Here is an 18,937-nt window from a genome sequence, read left to right on the forward strand (position 1 = left end):
GTCTCGTCGTGCCACAGTAGTCATTCTGGCTTATCTCCTTATGCGGGATGGATTCCCACACACAAACCATCAGACACCCTCTTTGCTCTGAATATACACACATAACCAAAGGCTGTGATGAAAACCGACCTCGGCTGCAGCAATACACATCCATGTTCTAAATTTAAGGCCCATATAACAACAAGCTGTTATCATTACCGCAGCACATAGCCCCAATTCCAAGGAAGTCAAAATGGTTGCTGCTGGTGAAACAACGCTCCGAGAGCTACTTGAAGGAAACAAACAATATCTCGTTCCTCTTTATCAGCGCCCCTACCAGTGGGGTGACAAACAGCTCAAGCAACTCTGGTCTGATCTCCTTGAGCTCGCCGAGATTCGTAGCGATGGAACGCCCACAACGCATTTCATCGGTTCCGTCGTCCTTGTTCCACCGCCACAGCAAGTTGCAGGAACGGTGACGCAATATCTTGTTGTTGACGGACAGCAGCGCCTCACGACACTATCGCTACTTCTTGCTGCAATTCGAGATTCACTCGGCGAGACCAGCGACGAGGAAGCCTCACCTGAAGAGCTTCACAATTCTTACCTCGTCAATCAGTACAAAAAGGGCAAGGACCACATCAAGCTGGTCCCGACGCAGTCTGACCGGGATGCCTATAACGCCGTCATCGAACGCTTACCTCATGAACCTTCAGCGGGGCAGATCGAGTCAACGTACAAGTTCTTCCGTGGAAAGCTGAATCTACTCGACAAGCACGAGCAGACTACATTGGCTGGTCTTCTCGACGCTGTCATTAACGGGTTGGCGCTAGTCTCGATTAGTACCGGACCAGACGATAACGTGCACAGAATATTCCAGTCGCTAAACAACACAGGGCTTAAGCTCACCCAGGGCGACCTACTTAGAAACTACATTTTCATGCGGCTGCCAAACAAGAGCGAATATGCGTACGAGCACTACTGGCGCCCGCTACAAAACATCCTAAGCAATGAAGAGATCGAGCAACTCTTTTGGATCGACACAGCTCGATCGCACCCAGAAACTAAACTCACCGACACCTACCTCGTCCAGCAACGACAGCTTTCGCAGCTACAGACCGAAGAGGACATCCTCAGCGAACTCAATCGTCTCGTAGCAAGTGCACGCCTTTATGACCTCATTTTGCGCCCTGAATCAGAACGGTCTGAGAAAGTGCGGAAACGCCTCCTGCGGCTCAATCAATGGGGAATGCGCGTAACTCACCCCATCATGCTGAGGCTCCTGGAAGTTCGTGACCAAGGAAAAGCCACGGACGATGAACTCGCCGATGCGCTTCATATCATCGAGTCCTACGTTGTCCGTCGCTTCCTCAGCGCGATCCCAACAAGTGGTCTCAATCGCTCATTCCGTTCTTTAGTCGGGGCGGTCAAAGCCGAGGAACCGATAGATATTGAAGTACAACGATGGCTCTCGACAAACCGCAAGTTCATCGATGATGACTCACTCCGCACGGCAATCCTGCACAGTTCCTACTACCAGGTCGGTCGTGCGGCTCAGCGTCGAACCTTTTTGGAATGGTTGGAAGAAACTTTCAACTCCCGTGAACCGATCGATACCTCAAGTCTCACGATCGAACATGTCATGCCGCAAACGCTATCTCCAGATTGGGAATCACAGCTCCGTGAGCAAGACGAAAACTACGCTGAGCGTTATACCGCTACCGTCCACACACTTGGAAATCTCACGCTCACTGGTTACAACGCCCGGCTCAGTAACAAATCCTTCAGCTGGAAGCGGGAGGAAATGTCGCGTTCGGGATTACGCCTCAGCCAATCAATTACCCAACACGAAACTTGGGGACCGAACGAGATCGAGGAACGAGGCAATATGCTCGCTGATGTCATCATCCGAGAGTGGCCGGGGCCAGATTCACAGGACGGAGACACCAACATTTCCCCTACGTGGCGGAGATTGCGCGCTGTATTATCCATTCTTCCCTATGGAAGTTGGACGTCCTACGGCGACCTCGCCGCTGCGATCGGCACGGCAGCACAGCCAACAGGCAACTTCCTTGCAGCGAACCCTGTTCCCAACGCCTACCGTGTGTTGCGATCGTCCGGGGAGGTCTCAAATAGCTTCCGCTGGCTCGACGAAGAAACTACTCTTACCCCAGCTGAAGCCCTCGAACAGGATGGAATACATTTCGACGTTCGAGGTCGTGCTGTACAGGAACAGCGGCTTAGAACTGATGAATTGGTCAGCCTCCTCAAGCGACTTGAAAGCGACGATGAAGACGAAATCTCCTCGGGAGCTTGATTTCGGGTTCCGGGTTGAGCCTCAAGGAAGTCAACGCTTATGACAACGCGTAGACGCAACGAGCTCCGCCGCCTTCGCACCCGCCAGCAGACACCCACGTGTATGAATCGGCGATCGACGTAAAAGTTGCTCTACCGCTGAATCGACGCTTTTAGCTAAGCTAATAGGCACATCAACCGCCGCTTCATACAAGGAGGTGCGCACATGACAACCGTTCGTGTTCCTGTCTCTCATGATGTCCTCGTATGGGCCATCCAGCGCACCCAAAAGTCTCTCGAAGAACTCGCAGAGGTCTCTGCTCTTCAAAAGATTGAGGAATGGCTTGATGGAACGACTCAGCCGACGCTGAATCAGGCCGATGCACTTGCTAAGAAAGCAGGTATTCCTTTCGGATATCTGGTCCTCCCAGCTCCTGTCGACACGACTCCGGATCTCCCCGATTTTCGAACCCGCAAGAATTCCCGAATCACAAACGTTTCCCCCGAGCTTGAAGAGCAAATCGCGCTTTGTCAGGAACGCCTCGATTGGTACATCGATAATGTGGCAGAGTATGGAGCCCCTAGTTTTAAGGATGTAGCCACTGCCACGACCGACAACACTCCGAGAGAAATCGCAGACATAATGCGGGCGACGGTTGGATGGGAGCCAGGCAGACCGGTCGGAACGCGAACACATATTAATGTTCTCGCTGACGCACTTGAGGACTGCGGTGTACTTGTAATGAAGAGTTCCTATGTTGGGAACAGAACTAACGCGCGTCTCGATTCTGCCGAGTTCAGCGGATTCACCCTAATCAAGGCAGGATTTGCGCTGATTTTTATCAATACTCGTGAAACAGCCACCGCCAATCTTTTTAGCCTTGCTCACGAATTCGGCCATGTGTTGTTGGGAAAGCAAGGGGTAAGTTCCTCCGAAGAACACAATTCGGTAGAGCGCTGGTGCAATACTTTCGCCGCACAATTTCTTGTACCTCAGGAACTGCTCATTAAGCTGATGCCAGCTGACCATGCAGTCGCTCTCGATGCTGTGCGCGAGCTAGCTGCAAAGTTCGGAGTTAGCGTTGAAATGATGGCGTGGAGGCTTACCGATACAGGCGTGCTCGAGCGTACGCAAGCACGTGCACTCATCGGAGAATGGAACGCAATCATTCACTACAACAATGACAAGGACCGCAAGAACACTGGTGGCTTACCGCCGCATATCAACGCTCGAGCAAAGTTAGGGACTAACTTTCTTTCCGCAATTGCTGAAGCATACGAAAGCGGCGCACTATCCTACCGCGATGCTGCGCGTTTTACTGGCTACAAAAAAGTCGACTCCCTCGAGAATGCTCTCGGTCTTCGTCCGCAGGGAGTGTAAATGTCGGTTCGCTATCTCATTGACTCGAACATCATCATCAGCGGAATCAAAACTTATCCCCGAGACGTGTTTCCTGGCTACTGGGATGCGCTCGAGGCGCTGCAGAAAGCGCAACGCTTGCATCTGTGCCGTGCTGCCTTCGACGAAATCGACGGCCGAGACGATGACGCATCGCGGTGGGTCCACCGTATTTTTCCTCGTGCTTCAATCATCAATGTCCAGCCCACCACCACGCCATACTACGTACATGCGATGCAGTGGGCCGAGAGTCGGACCCCTGCTTTCGAAGAATCAGCACTTCGCGAATTTGCCCGACGAACGAATGCAGACCCCTGGCTCGTTGCACATGCACGGGAACATGCAATGACTATTCTCACTAATGAGACATCTAGCCCGAGAAAAATTACAAAAATCAAAATCCCGGATGCGGCAGAATTCCTCGGTGTGAAATGCATCAGTTTGCTCGACATGCTTCGAGTGGAAAAATACGTCTTCGGCGCAGTTCGGAATTAGCCGAATCAAGCAATTCCCAACAACTCGTTTAGAACTCCTCGGTCAAATCTCGAATCTTCTTGTACCGCGCGACAGTCTCGGCATCGTAGTCGCCGGTGTAGGTGGTGGTACCGGCGGTGACCCACTGAGGCGGGGTGTCGGCGCCGCTCAGCGCCCAGGCAGCCTGGCGGGCGGCGCCCAAGGCGACGTACTCGCTGGGGTCCGGCACGGCGACGTCGACGCCGAAGATCTGGGGCGCGATGACGCGCATGGCCTCGCTGCGGGCGCCGCCGCCGATCATGAGGACGCGGCGGGCACGTGATTCCATGGCGTTCTCGACGGCCTCGATGGCGTCGAGCATAGAGCACAGCAGGCCCTCGATGACGGCGCGGGCGATGTCCTCGCGCGTCGTGGACGTGCGAATGCCAGAAAACAGGCCGGTAGCTGAGGGGCGGTTGGGGGTGCGCTCGCCATCGAAGTAGGGCAAGAGGGTCACGCCGTGGGCGCCGGGCGCGCCGGCGAGGGCGAGCTCGGAAAGCCCCGAGTGGTCAACGCCGAGGAGCATGGCGGCAAAGTCGAGGACCTTGGCGCCGTTGAGCGTGCACGCCAGCGGCAGGAAGTTGCCGGTGGCATCGGCAAAGCCGGTAACGAGGCCCGAGGGATCGTGGACGCTGCGGTCACTCACAGCACTGGCAACGCCGGATGTACCGATGGACACGCACACGTCACCAGGCTGAAGGTTGAGCCCCAACGCGGCGGCCATGTTGTCGCCGGTGCCAGCAGCGATGGCGGCGCCGGTCGCGGTCGTGCCGACGATCTCATTCGGGGCTGCAATGCGCGGAAGAGTTACGGCGTGGCCAAGGTAGCGCTCCACCAGGTCGGGGACGAATTTTCGCTGCCACGTGGAGTAGTAGCCGGTGCCGGAGGCATCGCCGTGGTCGGTGGTCAGCTCCTTGCGCCCGCCTAGGTGCCAAGTCAGGTAGTCGTGCGGCAGGGCGACGGAGGCGACGCGCGCGGCGTTGTCCGGCTCATTGTCACGCAGCCACCGCAGCTTGGTTCCGGTAAACGAAGCAACTAGGACGGAGCCGGTGAGGCTCGCGCTTTCAGCCGGGCCGCCGAGTTCCTGGACGAGGGCTTCGGCCTGCGGCGCCGAGGACGTGTCGTTCCACAGCATCGCGGGGCGCACCACCTCCCCGGCCTTGTCCAAGGCCACCATGCCGTGTTGCTGGCCGGCGACTGAGACGGCATCGGCATGCTCAAGCAACCCGGCAGTGGCATGCTCCATGGCTTTTATCCATGCCTGGGGATCGACCTGGGTTCCGGAAGGATGGGTGCTGCGTCCCTCGTCCACTACGCGACCGGTATGGGCGTCGACGAGCAGAGCTTTGCACGATTGCGTAGACGAGTCGATTCCGAGGACATATGTCATGGTGGTGCCTTTTCTAGTGGTGTTTCCAGTGGACCAAGCTACTTGAGAACTGGCGGAGTCGGGTGGGTAGGTTCAGGTTCTGCAGTGTCGACGAGGTGCAGGCTAGCGCCGGAGTCCTCCAACATCGCGCGCTGTTCTTCGGTGAGATTGGAGTCGATAATGATGTCATCGAAGTCTTTGAGGTTTGCCACGAAGTGCATGCCGACGTTGTCGAACTTGGATGAGTCCGTTACCAGGACGCGGCGCTCCCCTAACTTGGTAAACGACGCCTTGGTAATAGCGGCATCTTCATCTGGGTGATAGATGGCGCCCGCAGTAATGCACGTGGTAGAGACAACCGAGATCGAAGCGAAGAGCTTGTCCACGGCGCGGCATGTGGCAGAGCCCAGGAACGAATCCGTGGCGGCAACGTAACGCCCGCCTACTCCAGTCAGCGCAATATGGGGTGCCGACTTACTGATTTGGGCCATCAACAGCAGGGAATGCGTGATGATACCCGCGGCACCGGCCCCGATAACGTCGCCGAGACACGCCTCGACCGTGGTCGAGTCGTCAAGCGCGACAACGTCCCCATGGCGGATAAGGGTACCCACTTCGCCGGCAAGTGCGCGCTTGATTGCGGTGTTCGTTGCACGGCGCACGGAGACATCGCGCTCCCCGAAGCCGCCGTCATTGGCGCGAGCGCCGCCGCGGAACTTCTCCACCTTGCCAATTCCCGCCAGGAAGTCCAGATCCCGGTGGATGGTCATGACGCTCACGCCGAAGAACTCAGCAAGGTCCTCGGTGCGCACCTGACGCTCGAGGCGGACTTTCTCCAGGATCTCTGAACGGCGGGACTCCACACCCCAGCGCATTTCAGATTGCGACAACATCGCATCAGTCCTTCCTAGCGTGGCCTTTTCACACAATCAACGGGCATTCTCACGGTCCACACCGAAGTTTTCACACTTTCGGTGTTTCATTACGTGACTTTTTAACAGATTTACCACACTATGGCCGCTATCCACCCCTGAATGATGAAAAGTTTAACAGTATTTCACATTTTCTAACAGGATTTGTTGACTTCTAACACGAGGGTGTTATTTTATGAAACGTAGCTCACACAAGTTTTCATGCTCCAAACACCTCACAACGGACATTCTGCGTCGAAGGCGAATGGAGTGCTGACACGAAATGGAGTTCTCTATGGAATCTAAAGTCCAAGAGACATCCCTCGCAGACAAGCTGGGGATCCCCCGTCCACTGCTCTGGGGTTTCATCGGTCTCGCCATCTTCATGATTGGCGACGGCGTCGAAACGAATATCCTTGAGCCTTTCTTATCCTCGGAGCACGGCTTCACTGTTTCGACGGCTGGCACACTCGTCACCATTTACGGCGTGGCTGTTGCCATCGCCGCGTTCTTCGCTGCTGCGCTTTCGGATCTCTGGGGCCCGCGCAAGGTGATGATGCTCGGTGCCGGAATCTGGGTCGTGTTCGAGCTCATCTTCCTGTTGCTCGCTCTGACCACCAGCAACACTGCGCTCATCTTCATCTCCTACGGCCTGCGCGGCTTTGGCTACCCGCTTTTCGCCTACGGTTTCTTGGTCTGGATTACAGCTGTCTCCCCTGCTGAAAAGCTCGGTACGGGCACGGGCTGGTTCTATGTCGGCTTCTCCGCAGGTCTGCCCACGCTTGGTGCACTGACCGCGACGATCTCGATGTCCGTATTCAACCTGGACTTCTACCAAACCCTCTGGGTCTCGCTCACCCTAGTCCTCATCGGAGCGGCCTGCGCCTTTATCGGCGTCAAAGAACGCATTGGTCGTGCACCGCTCGTGGCCAATGCAGACGATGTCGCCGAGACCCTCTCGGCATCCTTCAAACATCTCCTCCACGACCGCCGCGCACGATTTGTCGCCTACATCCGCACGATCAACTCCATCCCTACATATGCGATGGCGGTCTTCTTCCCCGCGTACTTCACGGAGCGCCTCGACTGGCCGCTTGGTTGGTTCCTTATCCTCACCACCGTCATTTACGCGGTCAACCTACCGTTCAACCTCCTCTACGGTCGCGTCGGCGATAAAGCCGGCTGGGCACGCACCGTTAAGTGGGCCGGCTGCATCTCCTGTGGTGTCACGCTGTTGCTCGTCTACTTCGTGCCCATGATCAGCGTCGACCTCGGGCTTCCCGACGGTCTCGGCTTCGCCCTGACTCTTGTCTGCGGTGCGCTCTTCGGTGTCGCACTCGCCGGCTTCGTCCCGTTGTCCCCCATCGCAGTCTCGCTCAATCCGGAGCGTCCCGGCGCGGCCATGGCGGCCTACAACTTGGGCGTCGGCGGCGCGGTTGCCGCAGGTCCCGCACTCGTTGCCATCTTCTACCCGCTCGTGGGTGCCACTGGTCTCGTCCTCATCTTCGTCGGCTTGTTTGCACTCGCCATGCTCATGAATCGCTCACTCTACGGCACGCAGCCGGGCTTCGACGGTGTGCCTCGCACAGTTGAGACCACGCCCGAGCTATCTGAGCCGCTCACCGAATCTCGCTAAACCTCACTAATTCCACGCAAAGGAAAATTCCATGTCCACCCTTCATCTGTCCAACGACGCTCTAGCTCAGATTGCCGCCACTACCTCCGTCGCGGTTCCGGAGTATGACCGCTCCGCGATCACCCCGGGCATCATTCACTTCGGTGTGGGCGGCTTCCACCGCGCCCACCAGGCGCTCTACCTGGATAAGCTCATGCGCCAGGGCAAGGCGCTCGACTTCGGCATCGTGGGCATGGGCGTTATGCCTTCCGATGCCCGTATGCGTGACGCCCTGCACTCCCAGGATTGCCTCTACACGCTCACCGAAAAGGCTCCCGACGGCTCCGAGAACGCCCGTGTCGTGGGATCCATCATTGATTACGTCTTCGCTCCCGATGACCCCGCGCGCGCCGTCGAGGTTCTCGCTTCTTCTGAGATCAAGATTGTCTCGCTCACCGTGACGGAGGGCGGTTACAACTTCGACCACGTCAAGGGCGAGTTCGATCTCACCAACCCGCACGTCGCCGCCGACATTGAGGATCTCAAGACTGGCAAGACCGATGCCCTGCGTACGTTCTACGGTCTTATCACGGCCGGATTGCTGGCTCGTCGCGAGGCAGGGACCACGCCGTTTACCGTGATGTCCTGCGATAACATCCAGGGCAACGGCGAGATGGCCCACAAGATGTTCCTCGCCTTCGCGGGCGCCATCGACCCGCAGCTCGCCGAATGGATCGAAGCACACGTTTCTTTCCCTAACTCCATGGTTGACCGCATCACCCCTGAGACCACCGACGACGACCGCAAGGACATCGTCTCCAAGCACGGCTACGTCGACGAGTGGCCAGTCGTGTGCGAGGACTTCACCCAGTGGGTGCTCGAGGAGAACTTCGTCAATGGCCGCCCGCGCTACGAGGACGTCGGCGTCCAGGTCGTTGAGGACGTCGTTCCGTACGAGTTGATGAAGCTGCGCCTGCTCAACGCCTCTCACCAGGGCCTGTGCTACTTCGGTTACCTCGCTGGCCACCGTCTCGTCCACGACGTCATGGCTGATCAGCGCTTCGCCGACTTCCTGCTGGCCTACATGGAACGCGAAGGCACCCCATCCCTACGCCCACTGCCGGGCGTCGACCTCGACGCCTACCGCAAGGAACTCATCGCTCGCTTCGGCAACGTCGCCGTCAAGGACACCGTCCCGCGCCTGTGCGCTGAGTCCTCGGACCGCATCCCGAAGTGGCTGCTGCCTGTCGTCCGCGAGAACCTCGCCTCCGGCAACGCGCCCGTCACCTTGTCCGCAGCCATCGTCGCGTCCTGGGCTCGCTATGCCGAGGGCGTCGACGAACAGGGCGAGCCGATTGCCATCAATGACCGCATGGCCGACCGTCTGAAGGAGACCGCCTCGCATAACCACGAAGACATCCTTGCCTTCCTGCGTGACCGCGAGGTCTTTGGCGACCTCGTCGACTCCCCCGAGTTCACCAAGGAATTCGCCCGCGTGCTGCACTCACTCCACGAGAAGGGCTCCATCGCCACGCTCGACATGTTGCTCGCCGAGCTCGACTAACGCCTCATAGCGCAATACACGGCCGCGTCCGAATATGGACGCGGCCTTTCGTGCACGTGCTCCCCTATGTTTGGGTTAAGTAGTTTTTGCTACTTAGCCCTGGTCCGCCACGGCGGCGCCGTCCCCGCGGTCAACCAGCGCCGCATCAATCCCTTTGACCAGCAGAAGGAAGACCAGAAGCGCGCCGCCGAGCATGGCACTGTGCTCCAAGCGTGGTCGCCACTGGCCCAATGCAACCAGGATTTGCTTTCCGATGCTGCCCTCAAAGCCATCGCAGACAAGTACCACAAGACCGTTCCCCAGGTCATCCTCCGTTGGAACATCGACAAGGGCATGACTGCAGTCGTGAAGTCCACGCACGCCAACCGCCTGCGTGAGAACATCTCGGTCTTCGCTTTCGAATTGACCACTGACAAACTCAACGTGATCGACGCGCTCGACCGCAACGAGCTCAACAACGGCGGACCGAACCACCGCAACCCGGGGATGTTGGATCTGCTTTACGGGTTCGAATAAGGATTCCCAGCTCTCACGCTCATGTCGGTAGCTCGCTTTATGGTGTCGGCAGAGGACACGAGCTGAGAGGGGCACCATGGGAATGAACATTCACCGCAAGCCGCAGCCAAGCCAAAGTTCGACCGTGAGGCCTACCTCGCACGCGAAGAGGAGCATCGCAGGGCAGGAATGCCACCGCCGTACAAGCTCAGGCGCTCATCGCGCAGCACTAAGTACAGCTAGCGTCGAAACGGCAGCTTGAAGCCCCACTTCTCCGGATTCTTTCCGGTCAGCACCGCGCGCAGCTCCTCAATGGAGGTCACTTCGCTGAGCTGCTCACGCGAGTGCCCCAGCAGCTCGCCGAGTTCCTGGGTCACACTCAAGTGCGCGGTGTCGTCAAGCGCGGCAAGCGCAACGACGAAACGAACCGGGTCGTTGGCGTGGTGGCCGAACTCGACAGGTTCGTCGAGGCGTGGCCGCTTAACTCGATGGCATCGTCAGCCAGCAGATTGTTGATGTGGGACATGGGTGCCTTTCGCAGAGGGGTCGTCGGCCCCACGCTAGATCATGTGCGGCGTTTTATACTTTTCACATGCACTCTCCCTTCACGCAGGCTGCCGATGCCGCCGTTGCCCTCACTGCCGTGCGCTCCCGCACGCCCGGCGTTCATCGACCAAGCGAAGGCGCAGCTGCAGTGTTTTGCACCGTGGCCTGCGGCGCACTTCCCTGACGCGGATGCGGGACTCATCGAGTGCTCGTTGCAGGAGGCGGAAGGAACTGCGGCGCTGCGGGGAGGGCGAATCGGCTAGCTAGGGCTCAAACGGGGCGGTGTGTTGGCTCTATGACGGAGACGGGGCGTTGGTGGAGCCGTCGGCGACGGCGCGGACCGCAAACTAATTCGCACTCCAGATATCGCCGAGGAGTTTATCGAGGCCCAATGCAAAGGGGTCGTCGGCGAAAGGATTGGACTGAGAATCGGGCGCCGTGAGATCGATGCCGAGGTCCTTTGCCCAGGCGCGACGCGCCCTGGTGAGTACCGGGGCTGCGGACGCGAGTTCGGTGGAAACAGCAAAGATATTCTGCGGCGCGTGGACATCGAAGACGGAGCCGTAGATGAAGGACTCCACCATAATGATGCGCGAGAGAATCTGCGCGTCGGGAACACCGGCGCGGGAGAAGAGCTCGGCCACCTTCTCGTACATGGCGATGGTGCCCGGGGCGCCCGAGATGGGCGTGCGAGCGATGACCTCGACGAGCGGGGTGTGCTCCGCGAAGACGTCGCGGTAGGAGCGCGCCCAGGTGGTGAGGGCGGTGGCGGGATCGGTCTCCCCCGCCAAGGCGGCATCGAGAGCCGAGTCATCGACGCGAGTCATGAGGGTGTCCTCGATGAGGAGAAGTAAGTCCTCCTTGCCCGAGACATGGTTGTAAAGAGCGCTGGGCCCTACCCCCACACGGCGTGCAATCCGGGCCATCGTGAGCTTCTCGTAACCCACTTCCGAAATTATTTCGAGTGACGCATCTGCTATTTTTTCGCGCGTGACCAGCGCTGTTGGCGGCCGCCCCTTGGCACGTCCCATATTCACAGCTTTTACCCCTATCCGAAATCACATCTTTTGCTGTACAGTGACACGCAACACAAAATGAATGGCGTTCATTTTGCAGTTGTGTTTCCTCAAGTTTCCCACACGGAGACAGCAGTTGTACGGGAAATCCGTGCGACTGCTCGCATTTTTCAATGACAGGAGTTAAGACCACATGCCTTCCCCCACCCCCAGGACAACCCGATTGTTGAGCGCGACGTCGTCGTCATTGGCGCCGGCCCCGCAGGTCTCATGGCCGCCCGCACCCTGAAGAAGAAGGGACTGTCCGTCGCGGTCCTCGAGGCCCGCGAGCGCGTCGGCGGCCGCACTTGGAACGGCAAGGTCAAGGACGCCGAGGGCGTCGAGCACTTCATCGAGCTAGGCGGCCAGTGGATCTCCCCGGACCAGACCCGCCTCACCGAGCTCGTGGACGAGCTGGGCCTGGAAACCTTCCAGCGCTACCGCGAAGGCAAGTCCATCTACGTCGCTCCGGACGGCACCCGCCACGAGTACGAGGGCACCACCTTCCCTGCCTCGGAGAAGACCATCTCCGAAATGGACCGTCTCATCGAGATCATGGACAAGCTCGCCGCAGAAATGGACCCGGCCCACCCGTGGGAGCACCCGCGTGCACAGGAGCTCGACTCCATCTCCTTCCGTAAGTGGCTCGAGGGCCTGTCCGATGATCAGGAGGCTATCGACAACGTTTCCATCTACGTGGCCTCTGGCATGCTCACCAAGCCGTCCTACGCATTCTCCACCCTGCAGGCCGTCCTCATGGCCGCCTCCGCAGGCTCGTTCAGCAACCTCGTCGACGAGGACTTCATCCTCGACCGCCGCGTCGTGGGTGGCATGCAGTCCGTCTCCCTCACCATGGCCCAGGAGCTGGGCGACGACGTCTTCCTCGGCACCCCGGTGCGTGAGCTCGAGTGGACCGAAGTCGACCCCACCACCGCGGACGAGCTCAACAAGGTCGCCGCGGACGTGCGCAACGGCGTTCCTAACAACGGAGAAGCCGGCTCCGTCACCGCCTACTCGGACAAGGTGACGGTCAAGGCGCGCTACGCCGTCCTGGCGGTTCCGCCAAACCTCTACAATCGCATCTCCTTCGTCCCGCCGCTGCCGCGTGACCAGCAGATCGTCCACCAGCACATCTCCATGGGCCTCGTGATCAAGGTTCACGCCGTCTACGACACTCCATTCTGGCGTGAAGAGGGCCTCTCCGGCACCGGCTTCGGTGGCGGCCGCCTGGTCCAGGAGATCTACGACAACACCAATTACGGCGCCAACTTCGCGACGGGAAAGGACGGCGAGGAAGAGCCGTACGGTACCCTCGTCGGCTTCGTCTCCGATATCTACGCCGAGCAGATGTGGCACTTGCCGGAAGAAGAGCGCAAGGAAAAGATCCTCGAGGCCATGGCCGCCTACCTCGGCCCGAAGACCAAGGAGCCCATCGCCTTCTACCTGTCCGACATGGCAGCCGAAGAGTGGACGCGTGGCGCCTACGCCACCTCCTACGACCTGGGGGGCCTGTCGCGTTGGGGTCATCTCCAGAACGAGCCGACCGGCCCCATCTACTACGCCTGCTCCGACATTGCAGCCGAGGGCTACCAGCACGTCGACGGCGCCGTGCGTCAGGGCGAGCTCGTCGCCGAGAAGATCGCAGAGCGGGGGTAGATAGATGTCGGCTTCAGACTTCGACCGCCGCTCAGTGGGCGGACATATCCTCGTCGCGTACGTCGCCACCGATTACGGCAAAGACGCGCTCCGTCTCGGCATTGCGCTCGCCCAAGACCGCAACGTCAGCCTAGAGATAGTCATGGTGGCCCCTGTCCACAATTCCTTCTCCGGAGTCTATCCGCACGACCGCGGCTACGGTTCCATCGTGGAAGAACAAATTGCCGGGTGGCTCCAGGAGGCGCTCGACGAGGTCCCGTCCCACATTCCCGCCACCGCGCGGATTGTGCCTGGCGCGTCCGAAGCTGAGGCCCTCAACCAGGCCGCCGAGGATCTTCACTGCGACGTCATCGTCGTCGGCGCCCGCAAGGGCGGACTCCTCGGCCGCTATCACATGGGTGCGGCCGTCAACTCCCTGCTTCACTCGAGCACCGTGCCCATCGCGCTGGCCCCCCGTGGCTACGCACATCCGGGACCGCTCACCCGCGTGACCACCATGTTTGGTCCGCGTCCGGGCACGTCGGACGTCATTGCCATCGGCCTCGACCGCGCACGTCGCCGCGAGATTCCGCTGCGACTTGTCTCCCTCGTCATTCCTGGCGAGTCCGAGCTCGTGGCCCTGGGCAACGACGTCCCCGCCGCCGTGGCGGCCTACGCCGACCGCGTCCTCTCGGACATCGCAGAAGAAATGGTCGCCTCGGGCCACGCCACGACGGAGGTCGCCGCCGGCCGCAACGTCGAAGACGCCATGGAGAAGCTCTCCTGGGAAGACGGGGAAATCGCCATCGTCGGCTCGTCTCGCCTCGCCGCGCCCGGCCGCCTCTTCCTGGGTGGTACGGCCGCCCGCATGCTGCGCTCCGTTCCTATTCCCATGCTCGTCGTCCCCGCAGGCTATATGCGTGTGGGCGAAGGCACTGCACCCATCAAGGACGGTGAAAACTGATGACCGCTCTCCACAACACTCCTGTCGTCGAGCCCGTGCCCGGCCAGGGCGATAACATCGTGTCGACGAAGGGCCTTGCCGCTGGCAAGGTTGGCCTCCTCGGCGCCGTCGTCATCGGCATTAGCTGTATCGCGCCGACGTACACGCTCACCTCGGGTCTGGGTCCCACCATCTCCGCGGTCGGCCAGTACGTCCCCGCCGTCCTGCTACTGGGCTTTATCCCCATGCTGCTCGTCGCCTTTGCCTACCGCGAGCTCAACAATGCGGTTCCGGATTCTGGCACCTCGTTTACGTGGGCGACCAAAGCCTTCGGCCCCTGGGTCGGCTGGATGGGTGGCTGGGGCCTCATCACGGCCACCATCCTCGTCCTGTCCAACCTCGCCGCCGTCGCCGTAGACTTCTTCTACTTGCTCCTCGCACAGGTCACAGGCAACGAGGCCATCGCCGAATGGACGCACAACCTGTGGATCAATATCCCCACGACGATGGTCTTCATCGCGATTGCCGCGTACGTGTCCTACCGCGGACTCGACTCCACCCAGAAACTGCAGTACATCCTCGTGGCCGTGCAGATCCTCGCCATCGTCATTTTCGACATCGTGGCTATCGTGCACGCGTACAACAACGGCGGCTTCGACTTCATGCCCATCTCCTTGTCCTGGTTCAACCCAGCTGAGATTGGCAGCTTCTCGCTCGTCGCCGCGGGCATCTCGCTGTCCATCTTCATGTTCTGGGGCTGGGACGTCACCCTGACCATGAACGAGGAAACGAAAGACCCGGAGAAGACCCCGGGCCGCGCGGCAACCATCACGGTGCTCATCATCATTGTCCTCTACATTCTCACCGCGCTCGCCGTCATCACCTGGGCAGGCACCGGCGAAGAAGGCCTCGGCGCGGGCAACCCAGACAATCAGGAGTCCATCTTCGCGGCCCTGTCCTTCCCGGTCCTTGGATCTGCGGCACTCCTTATCTATGTCGCAGTCCTCTCGAGTTCCTTCGCCTCGCTCCAGTCCACGATGGTGGGCCCGGCGCGCACGCTGCTCGCGATGGGCTACTACAAGGCTCTGCCGCCGATGTTCTCCGCGATTAGCCGCCGCTTCCGCACGCCGTCCACCGCGACGATTGCCTCGGCGATCGCCGCTGGCGGGTTCTACACCGTCACGCGCATCCTCTCGGAGAACGCCCTGTGGGATACCATCGCCGCGCTCGGTCTCATGATCTGCTTCTACTACGGGATTACGGCCGTCGCCTGCATCTGGTACTTCCGCCACGAGCTCTTCGATACCGCGCATAACATCATCTTCCGCTTCCTCTTCCCGCTGGTAGGAGGAGGATTCCTGCTCATCATGTTCTTCGTGACGGCCTATGACTCGCTCAACCCGGACTACGGCTCCGGTTCCTCCATCCTGGGCGTGGGCACCGTCTTCGTCCTCGGCATGGGCATCCTGCTCCTGGGCGCCGTGCTCATGTTCTTCACTCGCGTTCGCCACCCTGATTTCTTCAAGGGACGCACGCTCAAGCCCATCACGTCCACCCACGATGATCAGATTCCTATGCCGGAACCTGCAGACGCTGTGTAGTATCGCGCTCCACACGCTACCTACAGACTTATAACTCCATATCCCGCACACCCCACGATTACTAAGGAGTCCCCAGTGTCCCCCCAGTACCGCGTCCAGAACCCCGTGACCGATGAGGTCGTGGAGACTTTCCCCACGGTCACCAATGACGAGGTCGCTACCGCGCTCGATAACTCCGCGCAGGCTTATGCGGAATGGAGCGAGCGCCCCATCGCCGAACGCGCGGAACTCGTCGCCAAGGCGGGCGATCTCTTCATCGAGCGCAAGGACGAGCTCGCCGCCATCGCCGCAAAGGAGATGGGCAAGCCGCTGTCCGAGGGTGCAGATGAGGCCGAGCTCGCAGGCAACATCGTCAAGTACTACGCCGAGCACGGCGCGGAGTTCACCAAGGACCAGCCCATCCCCACCAACAGCACTGGCACCGCGGTCATCCGCCGCATGCCCATCGGCCCGCTGCTCGGCATCATGCCGTGGAACTTTCCCTACTACCAGATCGCCCGCTTCGTGGGCCCCAACCTCGTCCTCGGCAACACTATCCTCCTCAAGGACGCAGAAATCTGCCCGCGCTCCGCGCTCGCTGTCCAGAAGATCATGGACGACGCGGGCATCCCGGCGGGCGTCTACACCAATATCTTCGCCTCCCACGACCAAGTCTCCACCATCATCGCGGATCCGCGCGTCCAGGGCGTCTCGCTCACCGGCTCCGAGCGCGCCGGTTCCATCGTCGGCGCGCAGGCCGGCGAGCACCTCAAGAAGGCCGTCCTCGAGCTCGGCGGCTCGGATCCCTACGTCCTCCTCGACACCGACGACGTCAAGGCCGCCGCGGAACTGGCCTGGGGCACCCGCATGTACAACACCGGCCAGGCGTGCAACTCCAACAAGCGCATGATCGTCATGGCCGACATCTACGACGACTTCGTCGCCGCGCTTACCGAGCTTGCCGATGCCGCCCGCGCGACAACGCCAGACAACGAGGGCGAGAACACCTACTCGGCCATGTCCTCCCGCGACGCCGCAGAGAAGCTCCACGACCAGCTGCAACGCGCCGTGGCTGCGGGTGCGCAGCTGCGCGCTGGCGGCGAGCTCGCCGAGAAGGGTGCGTACCTCTCCCCCGCCGTCATCACCGATATCCCGGTGGGCTCCGACATCTACTACGAGGAGTTCTTCGGCCCCGTCGCCACCGTCTACAAGGTCGAATCTGATGAGGAAGCCCTCGAGCTCGCCAATAACACGCAGTTCGGCCTGGGCGGCACCGTCTTCTCCCCGGACCCAGAACGCGCTAAGGCTGTCTCCCGTCGCCTCCAGGTGGGCATGGCCAACGTCAACACCCCGGCCGGCGAGGGCCCCGAACTGCCCTTCGGTGGCGTGAAGCGTTCTGGCTTCGGCCGCGAGCTGGGCCCGCTGGGCATGGACGAGTTCGTCAACAAGCAGCTCTACTACGTCGAGGACTAACCGAAAACTAGCCGAGCACTCCACCCCTGGCTCCCACCCCAAACGACCCCGTTCAGGTGCCCACACCTACACTCGAAACCCCGGACTGCAGGCAAAACTGCAGGAAGGGGAGCTTTTATGCGCTTTTGCGGGTGAAATATCGCTCGAAACAAAGAAGAGTCCCGACAGCGATTTATTTAAATCGTACGACAGGTTTATAGTAGTGGCATAATGGCGCAGGCGACAGTTCTTTTTGCTCTATCGTCTGGCTCATACTGATTGGTTCACGATGAACGAGGAGCTCTCATGAGTACGAACGTCCGATCCGCGGATAGCAGCGGTACCACGCCGGAAATACTCACTACGGCGCACGACACCCCCACACCGGGCGGCAAACCTGCCTTATCTTTCGCACAGGGCATTGCCCTCATTTTCGGCACCAACATCGGTGCGGGCATCCTGTCTATTCCTTACGCCGCACGCAACGGCGGCTTCCTCGCGCTCCTTGTCGCCCTCCTCATCGCAGGTACGCTTACGACCATTTCTATGCTCTACGTCGCCGAGGCCGCCATGCGCACGCGCAAGCCGCTGCAGGTCTCCGGCCTCGCTGAGCACTACCTTGGTCAGTGGGGTCGTTGGCTCGTCTTCATCGCCATTATCGTCAACGGCATCGGCGCGCTCATCGCTTATGCCTCTGGCTCCGGCGACCTCATTTCCAACATCTTTGGCATCTCCCCAACCCTGGGCACCCTCATCTTCTTCGCCTTCGGCTCGTGGGTCATGTACCGCGGCCTCCACGCGACCGGCGCCGCCGAGGGAGCTATCACCATCGGCATGGCGCTCATCATCGCCATTCTCTGCGGTTGGACCATCTTCGGCCCGGGCATCGAGGCCTCCAACCTCATCGTTTTCCACCCCTACTTCATCGTCCCGATCCTCAACCTCGCGGTCTTCTCCTTCCTCGCGCAGTACGTCGTTCCGGAGCTCGTCCAGGGCATGGATCCGGCCAAGCCGCAGATGACCGCCCGCGCCCTCGTCGTCGGCATGGTCGTCACAGGCTTCACGTTGGCGCTCGTCCCCTTCGCCGCGCTCGGCCTGCTCGGCATGGATGTCACTGAGGTTGTCACCATCGCCTGGGGCGAAGCCCTCGGCACCTCCGCGTACTACCTCGCGAATATCTTTGCACTCGCCGCGATGCTCACGTCGTTCCTCGCCATCGGCTTCACCACGATGCGCAATATTCTCGACATCTTCCACTGGGAAGGCACCAACGGCCAGCGTGGCATCGCCGTGGCGCTCACCACCGTCCCGCCGCTCGTCATCTCGTTGCTCGGCCTGGGTGGCTTCGTCGCCGCTCTGTCCTACGCCGGCGGCTTTGCAGGTGCCATCATGTCGATTATCCCTGTGATGCTGCTCCACGCGTCCCGTAAGAAGGGCGACCGCGAGCCAGGCTGGAACGTGGGCTGGCTCGCCAACCCGCTTATCGAAGGCACCATCATCGTCGTGTATTTCGCCGCGTTTATCTACTCCATCGTGTCCATTCTGGGCATTGTGCCGAGTGGCTGGGCTTAATCCCACACGCTCTT

At 60.1% G+C, this 18,937-nt stretch carries 15 protein-coding genes and 1 pseudogene; 12 read left to right on the forward strand and 4 right to left on the reverse strand.

Features of this window, described 5'->3' with window-relative positions:
* Positions 1-232: 232 nt before the first annotated feature.
* The 3 genes from ABJ196_RS05300 to ABJ196_RS05310 all read left to right on the forward strand — a co-directional run bounded on the left by ABJ196_RS05300 (position 233) and on the right by ABJ196_RS05310 (position 4,168).
* On the forward strand, positions 233-2,296 hold the full coding sequence (locus ABJ196_RS05300) for a DUF262 domain-containing protein (RefSeq protein WP_347305537.1): 2,064 nt from the start codon (positions 233-235) through the stop codon (positions 2,294-2,296).
* A gap of 204 nt (positions 2,297-2,500) precedes the next feature.
* The gene (locus ABJ196_RS05305; RefSeq protein WP_347305538.1) at positions 2,501-3,655 is read left to right on the forward strand and encodes an ImmA/IrrE family metallo-endopeptidase; all 1,155 of its coding nucleotides are present in this window, start codon (positions 2,501-2,503) and stop codon (positions 3,653-3,655) included.
* Positions 3,656-4,168 (forward strand): DUF4411 family protein, encoded by a 513-nt coding sequence (locus tag ABJ196_RS05310; protein WP_347305539.1) that lies wholly within the window; start codon positions 3,656-3,658, stop codon positions 4,166-4,168.
* Positions 4,169-4,196: 28 nt separating this feature from the next.
* Here ABJ196_RS05310 and xylB read toward each other — a convergent pair whose 3' ends face one another.
* Both xylB and ABJ196_RS05320 read right to left on the reverse strand, forming a co-directional pair.
* Complete coding sequence (gene xylB / locus ABJ196_RS05315) at positions 4,197-5,576, reverse strand: xylulokinase (RefSeq protein ID WP_347305540.1); 1,380 nt, start codon at positions 5,574-5,576, stop codon at positions 4,197-4,199.
* A gap of 38 nt (positions 5,577-5,614) precedes the next feature.
* A complete protein-coding gene (locus ABJ196_RS05320; protein ID WP_347305541.1) occupies positions 5,615-6,448 on the reverse strand; it encodes a DeoR/GlpR family DNA-binding transcription regulator in 834 nt (277 codons plus the stop codon).
* Between the two features lie 313 nt (positions 6,449-6,761).
* Between ABJ196_RS05320 and ABJ196_RS05325 the strand changes: the two genes are divergently transcribed.
* The 3 genes from ABJ196_RS05325 (at position 6,762) to ABJ196_RS05335 (ending at position 10,161) form a co-directional block, all read left to right on the forward strand.
* Positions 6,762-8,102, forward strand: a complete 1,341-nt coding sequence (locus tag ABJ196_RS05325; RefSeq protein ID WP_347305542.1) for an RbtT/DalT/CsbX family MFS transporter — start codon at positions 6,762-6,764, stop codon at positions 8,100-8,102.
* A 31-nt stretch (positions 8,103-8,133) separates the two neighbouring features.
* Positions 8,134-9,645, forward strand: coding sequence for a mannitol dehydrogenase family protein (locus tag ABJ196_RS05330; protein WP_347305543.1), 1,512 nt, complete (start codon positions 8,134-8,136; stop codon positions 9,643-9,645).
* A 66-nt stretch (positions 9,646-9,711) separates the two neighbouring features.
* Complete coding sequence (locus ABJ196_RS05335) at positions 9,712-10,161, forward strand: aldo/keto reductase (protein ID WP_347305544.1); 450 nt, start codon at positions 9,712-9,714, stop codon at positions 10,159-10,161.
* 218 nt (positions 10,162-10,379) lie between these two features.
* Here ABJ196_RS05335 and ABJ196_RS05340 read toward each other — a convergent pair.
* Positions 10,380-10,601: pseudogene (locus ABJ196_RS05340) on the reverse strand (hypothetical protein); the annotation flags it as partial.
* Positions 10,602-10,732: 131 nt separating this feature from the next.
* On the opposite strand from ABJ196_RS05340, the gene ABJ196_RS05345 reads away from it, so the two are divergent.
* Positions 10,733-10,870, forward strand: coding sequence for a hypothetical protein (locus tag ABJ196_RS05345; RefSeq protein WP_257071276.1), 138 nt, complete (start codon positions 10,733-10,735; stop codon positions 10,868-10,870).
* A 163-nt stretch (positions 10,871-11,033) separates the two neighbouring features.
* On the opposite strand, the gene ABJ196_RS05350 is transcribed toward ABJ196_RS05345, so the two are convergent.
* Positions 11,034-11,717 (reverse strand): TetR/AcrR family transcriptional regulator, encoded by a 684-nt coding sequence (locus tag ABJ196_RS05350; RefSeq protein WP_257071292.1) that lies wholly within the window; start codon positions 11,715-11,717, stop codon positions 11,034-11,036.
* Positions 11,718-11,924: 207 nt separating this feature from the next.
* Here ABJ196_RS05350 and ABJ196_RS05355 point away from each other — a divergent pair, with 207 nt between their 5' ends.
* From ABJ196_RS05355 to ABJ196_RS05375, 5 genes are all read left to right on the forward strand, one after another.
* The gene (locus ABJ196_RS05355; protein WP_347305616.1) at positions 11,925-13,397 is read left to right on the forward strand and encodes an NAD(P)/FAD-dependent oxidoreductase; all 1,473 of its coding nucleotides are present in this window, start codon (positions 11,925-11,927) and stop codon (positions 13,395-13,397) included.
* Positions 13,398-13,401: 4 nt separating this feature from the next.
* Positions 13,402-14,340, forward strand: coding sequence for a universal stress protein (locus ABJ196_RS05360; protein ID WP_347305545.1), 939 nt, complete (start codon positions 13,402-13,404; stop codon positions 14,338-14,340).
* Positions 14,340-15,920: an APC family permease gene (locus tag ABJ196_RS05365; RefSeq protein WP_347305546.1), complete on the forward strand. Its 1,581-nt coding sequence runs from the start codon at positions 14,340-14,342 to the stop codon at positions 15,918-15,920. Before ABJ196_RS05360 ends, ABJ196_RS05365 begins: the two co-directional genes overlap by 1 nt.
* A 75-nt stretch (positions 15,921-15,995) precedes the next feature.
* Entirely contained in the window at positions 15,996-17,372 is a 1,377-nt protein-coding gene (locus tag ABJ196_RS05370) for an NAD-dependent succinate-semialdehyde dehydrogenase (protein WP_347305547.1), read from the forward strand.
* A gap of 285 nt (positions 17,373-17,657) precedes the next feature.
* The gene (locus ABJ196_RS05375) at positions 17,658-18,923 is read left to right on the forward strand and encodes an amino acid permease (RefSeq protein WP_347305548.1); all 1,266 of its coding nucleotides are present in this window, start codon (positions 17,658-17,660) and stop codon (positions 18,921-18,923) included.
* Positions 18,924-18,937 lie beyond the last annotated feature (14 nt).

The organism is Corynebacterium sp. SA-MJD20WY100, from assembly GCF_039822565.1.
GTDB lineage: Bacteria > Actinomycetota > Actinomycetes > Mycobacteriales > Mycobacteriaceae > Corynebacterium > Corynebacterium phoceense_A.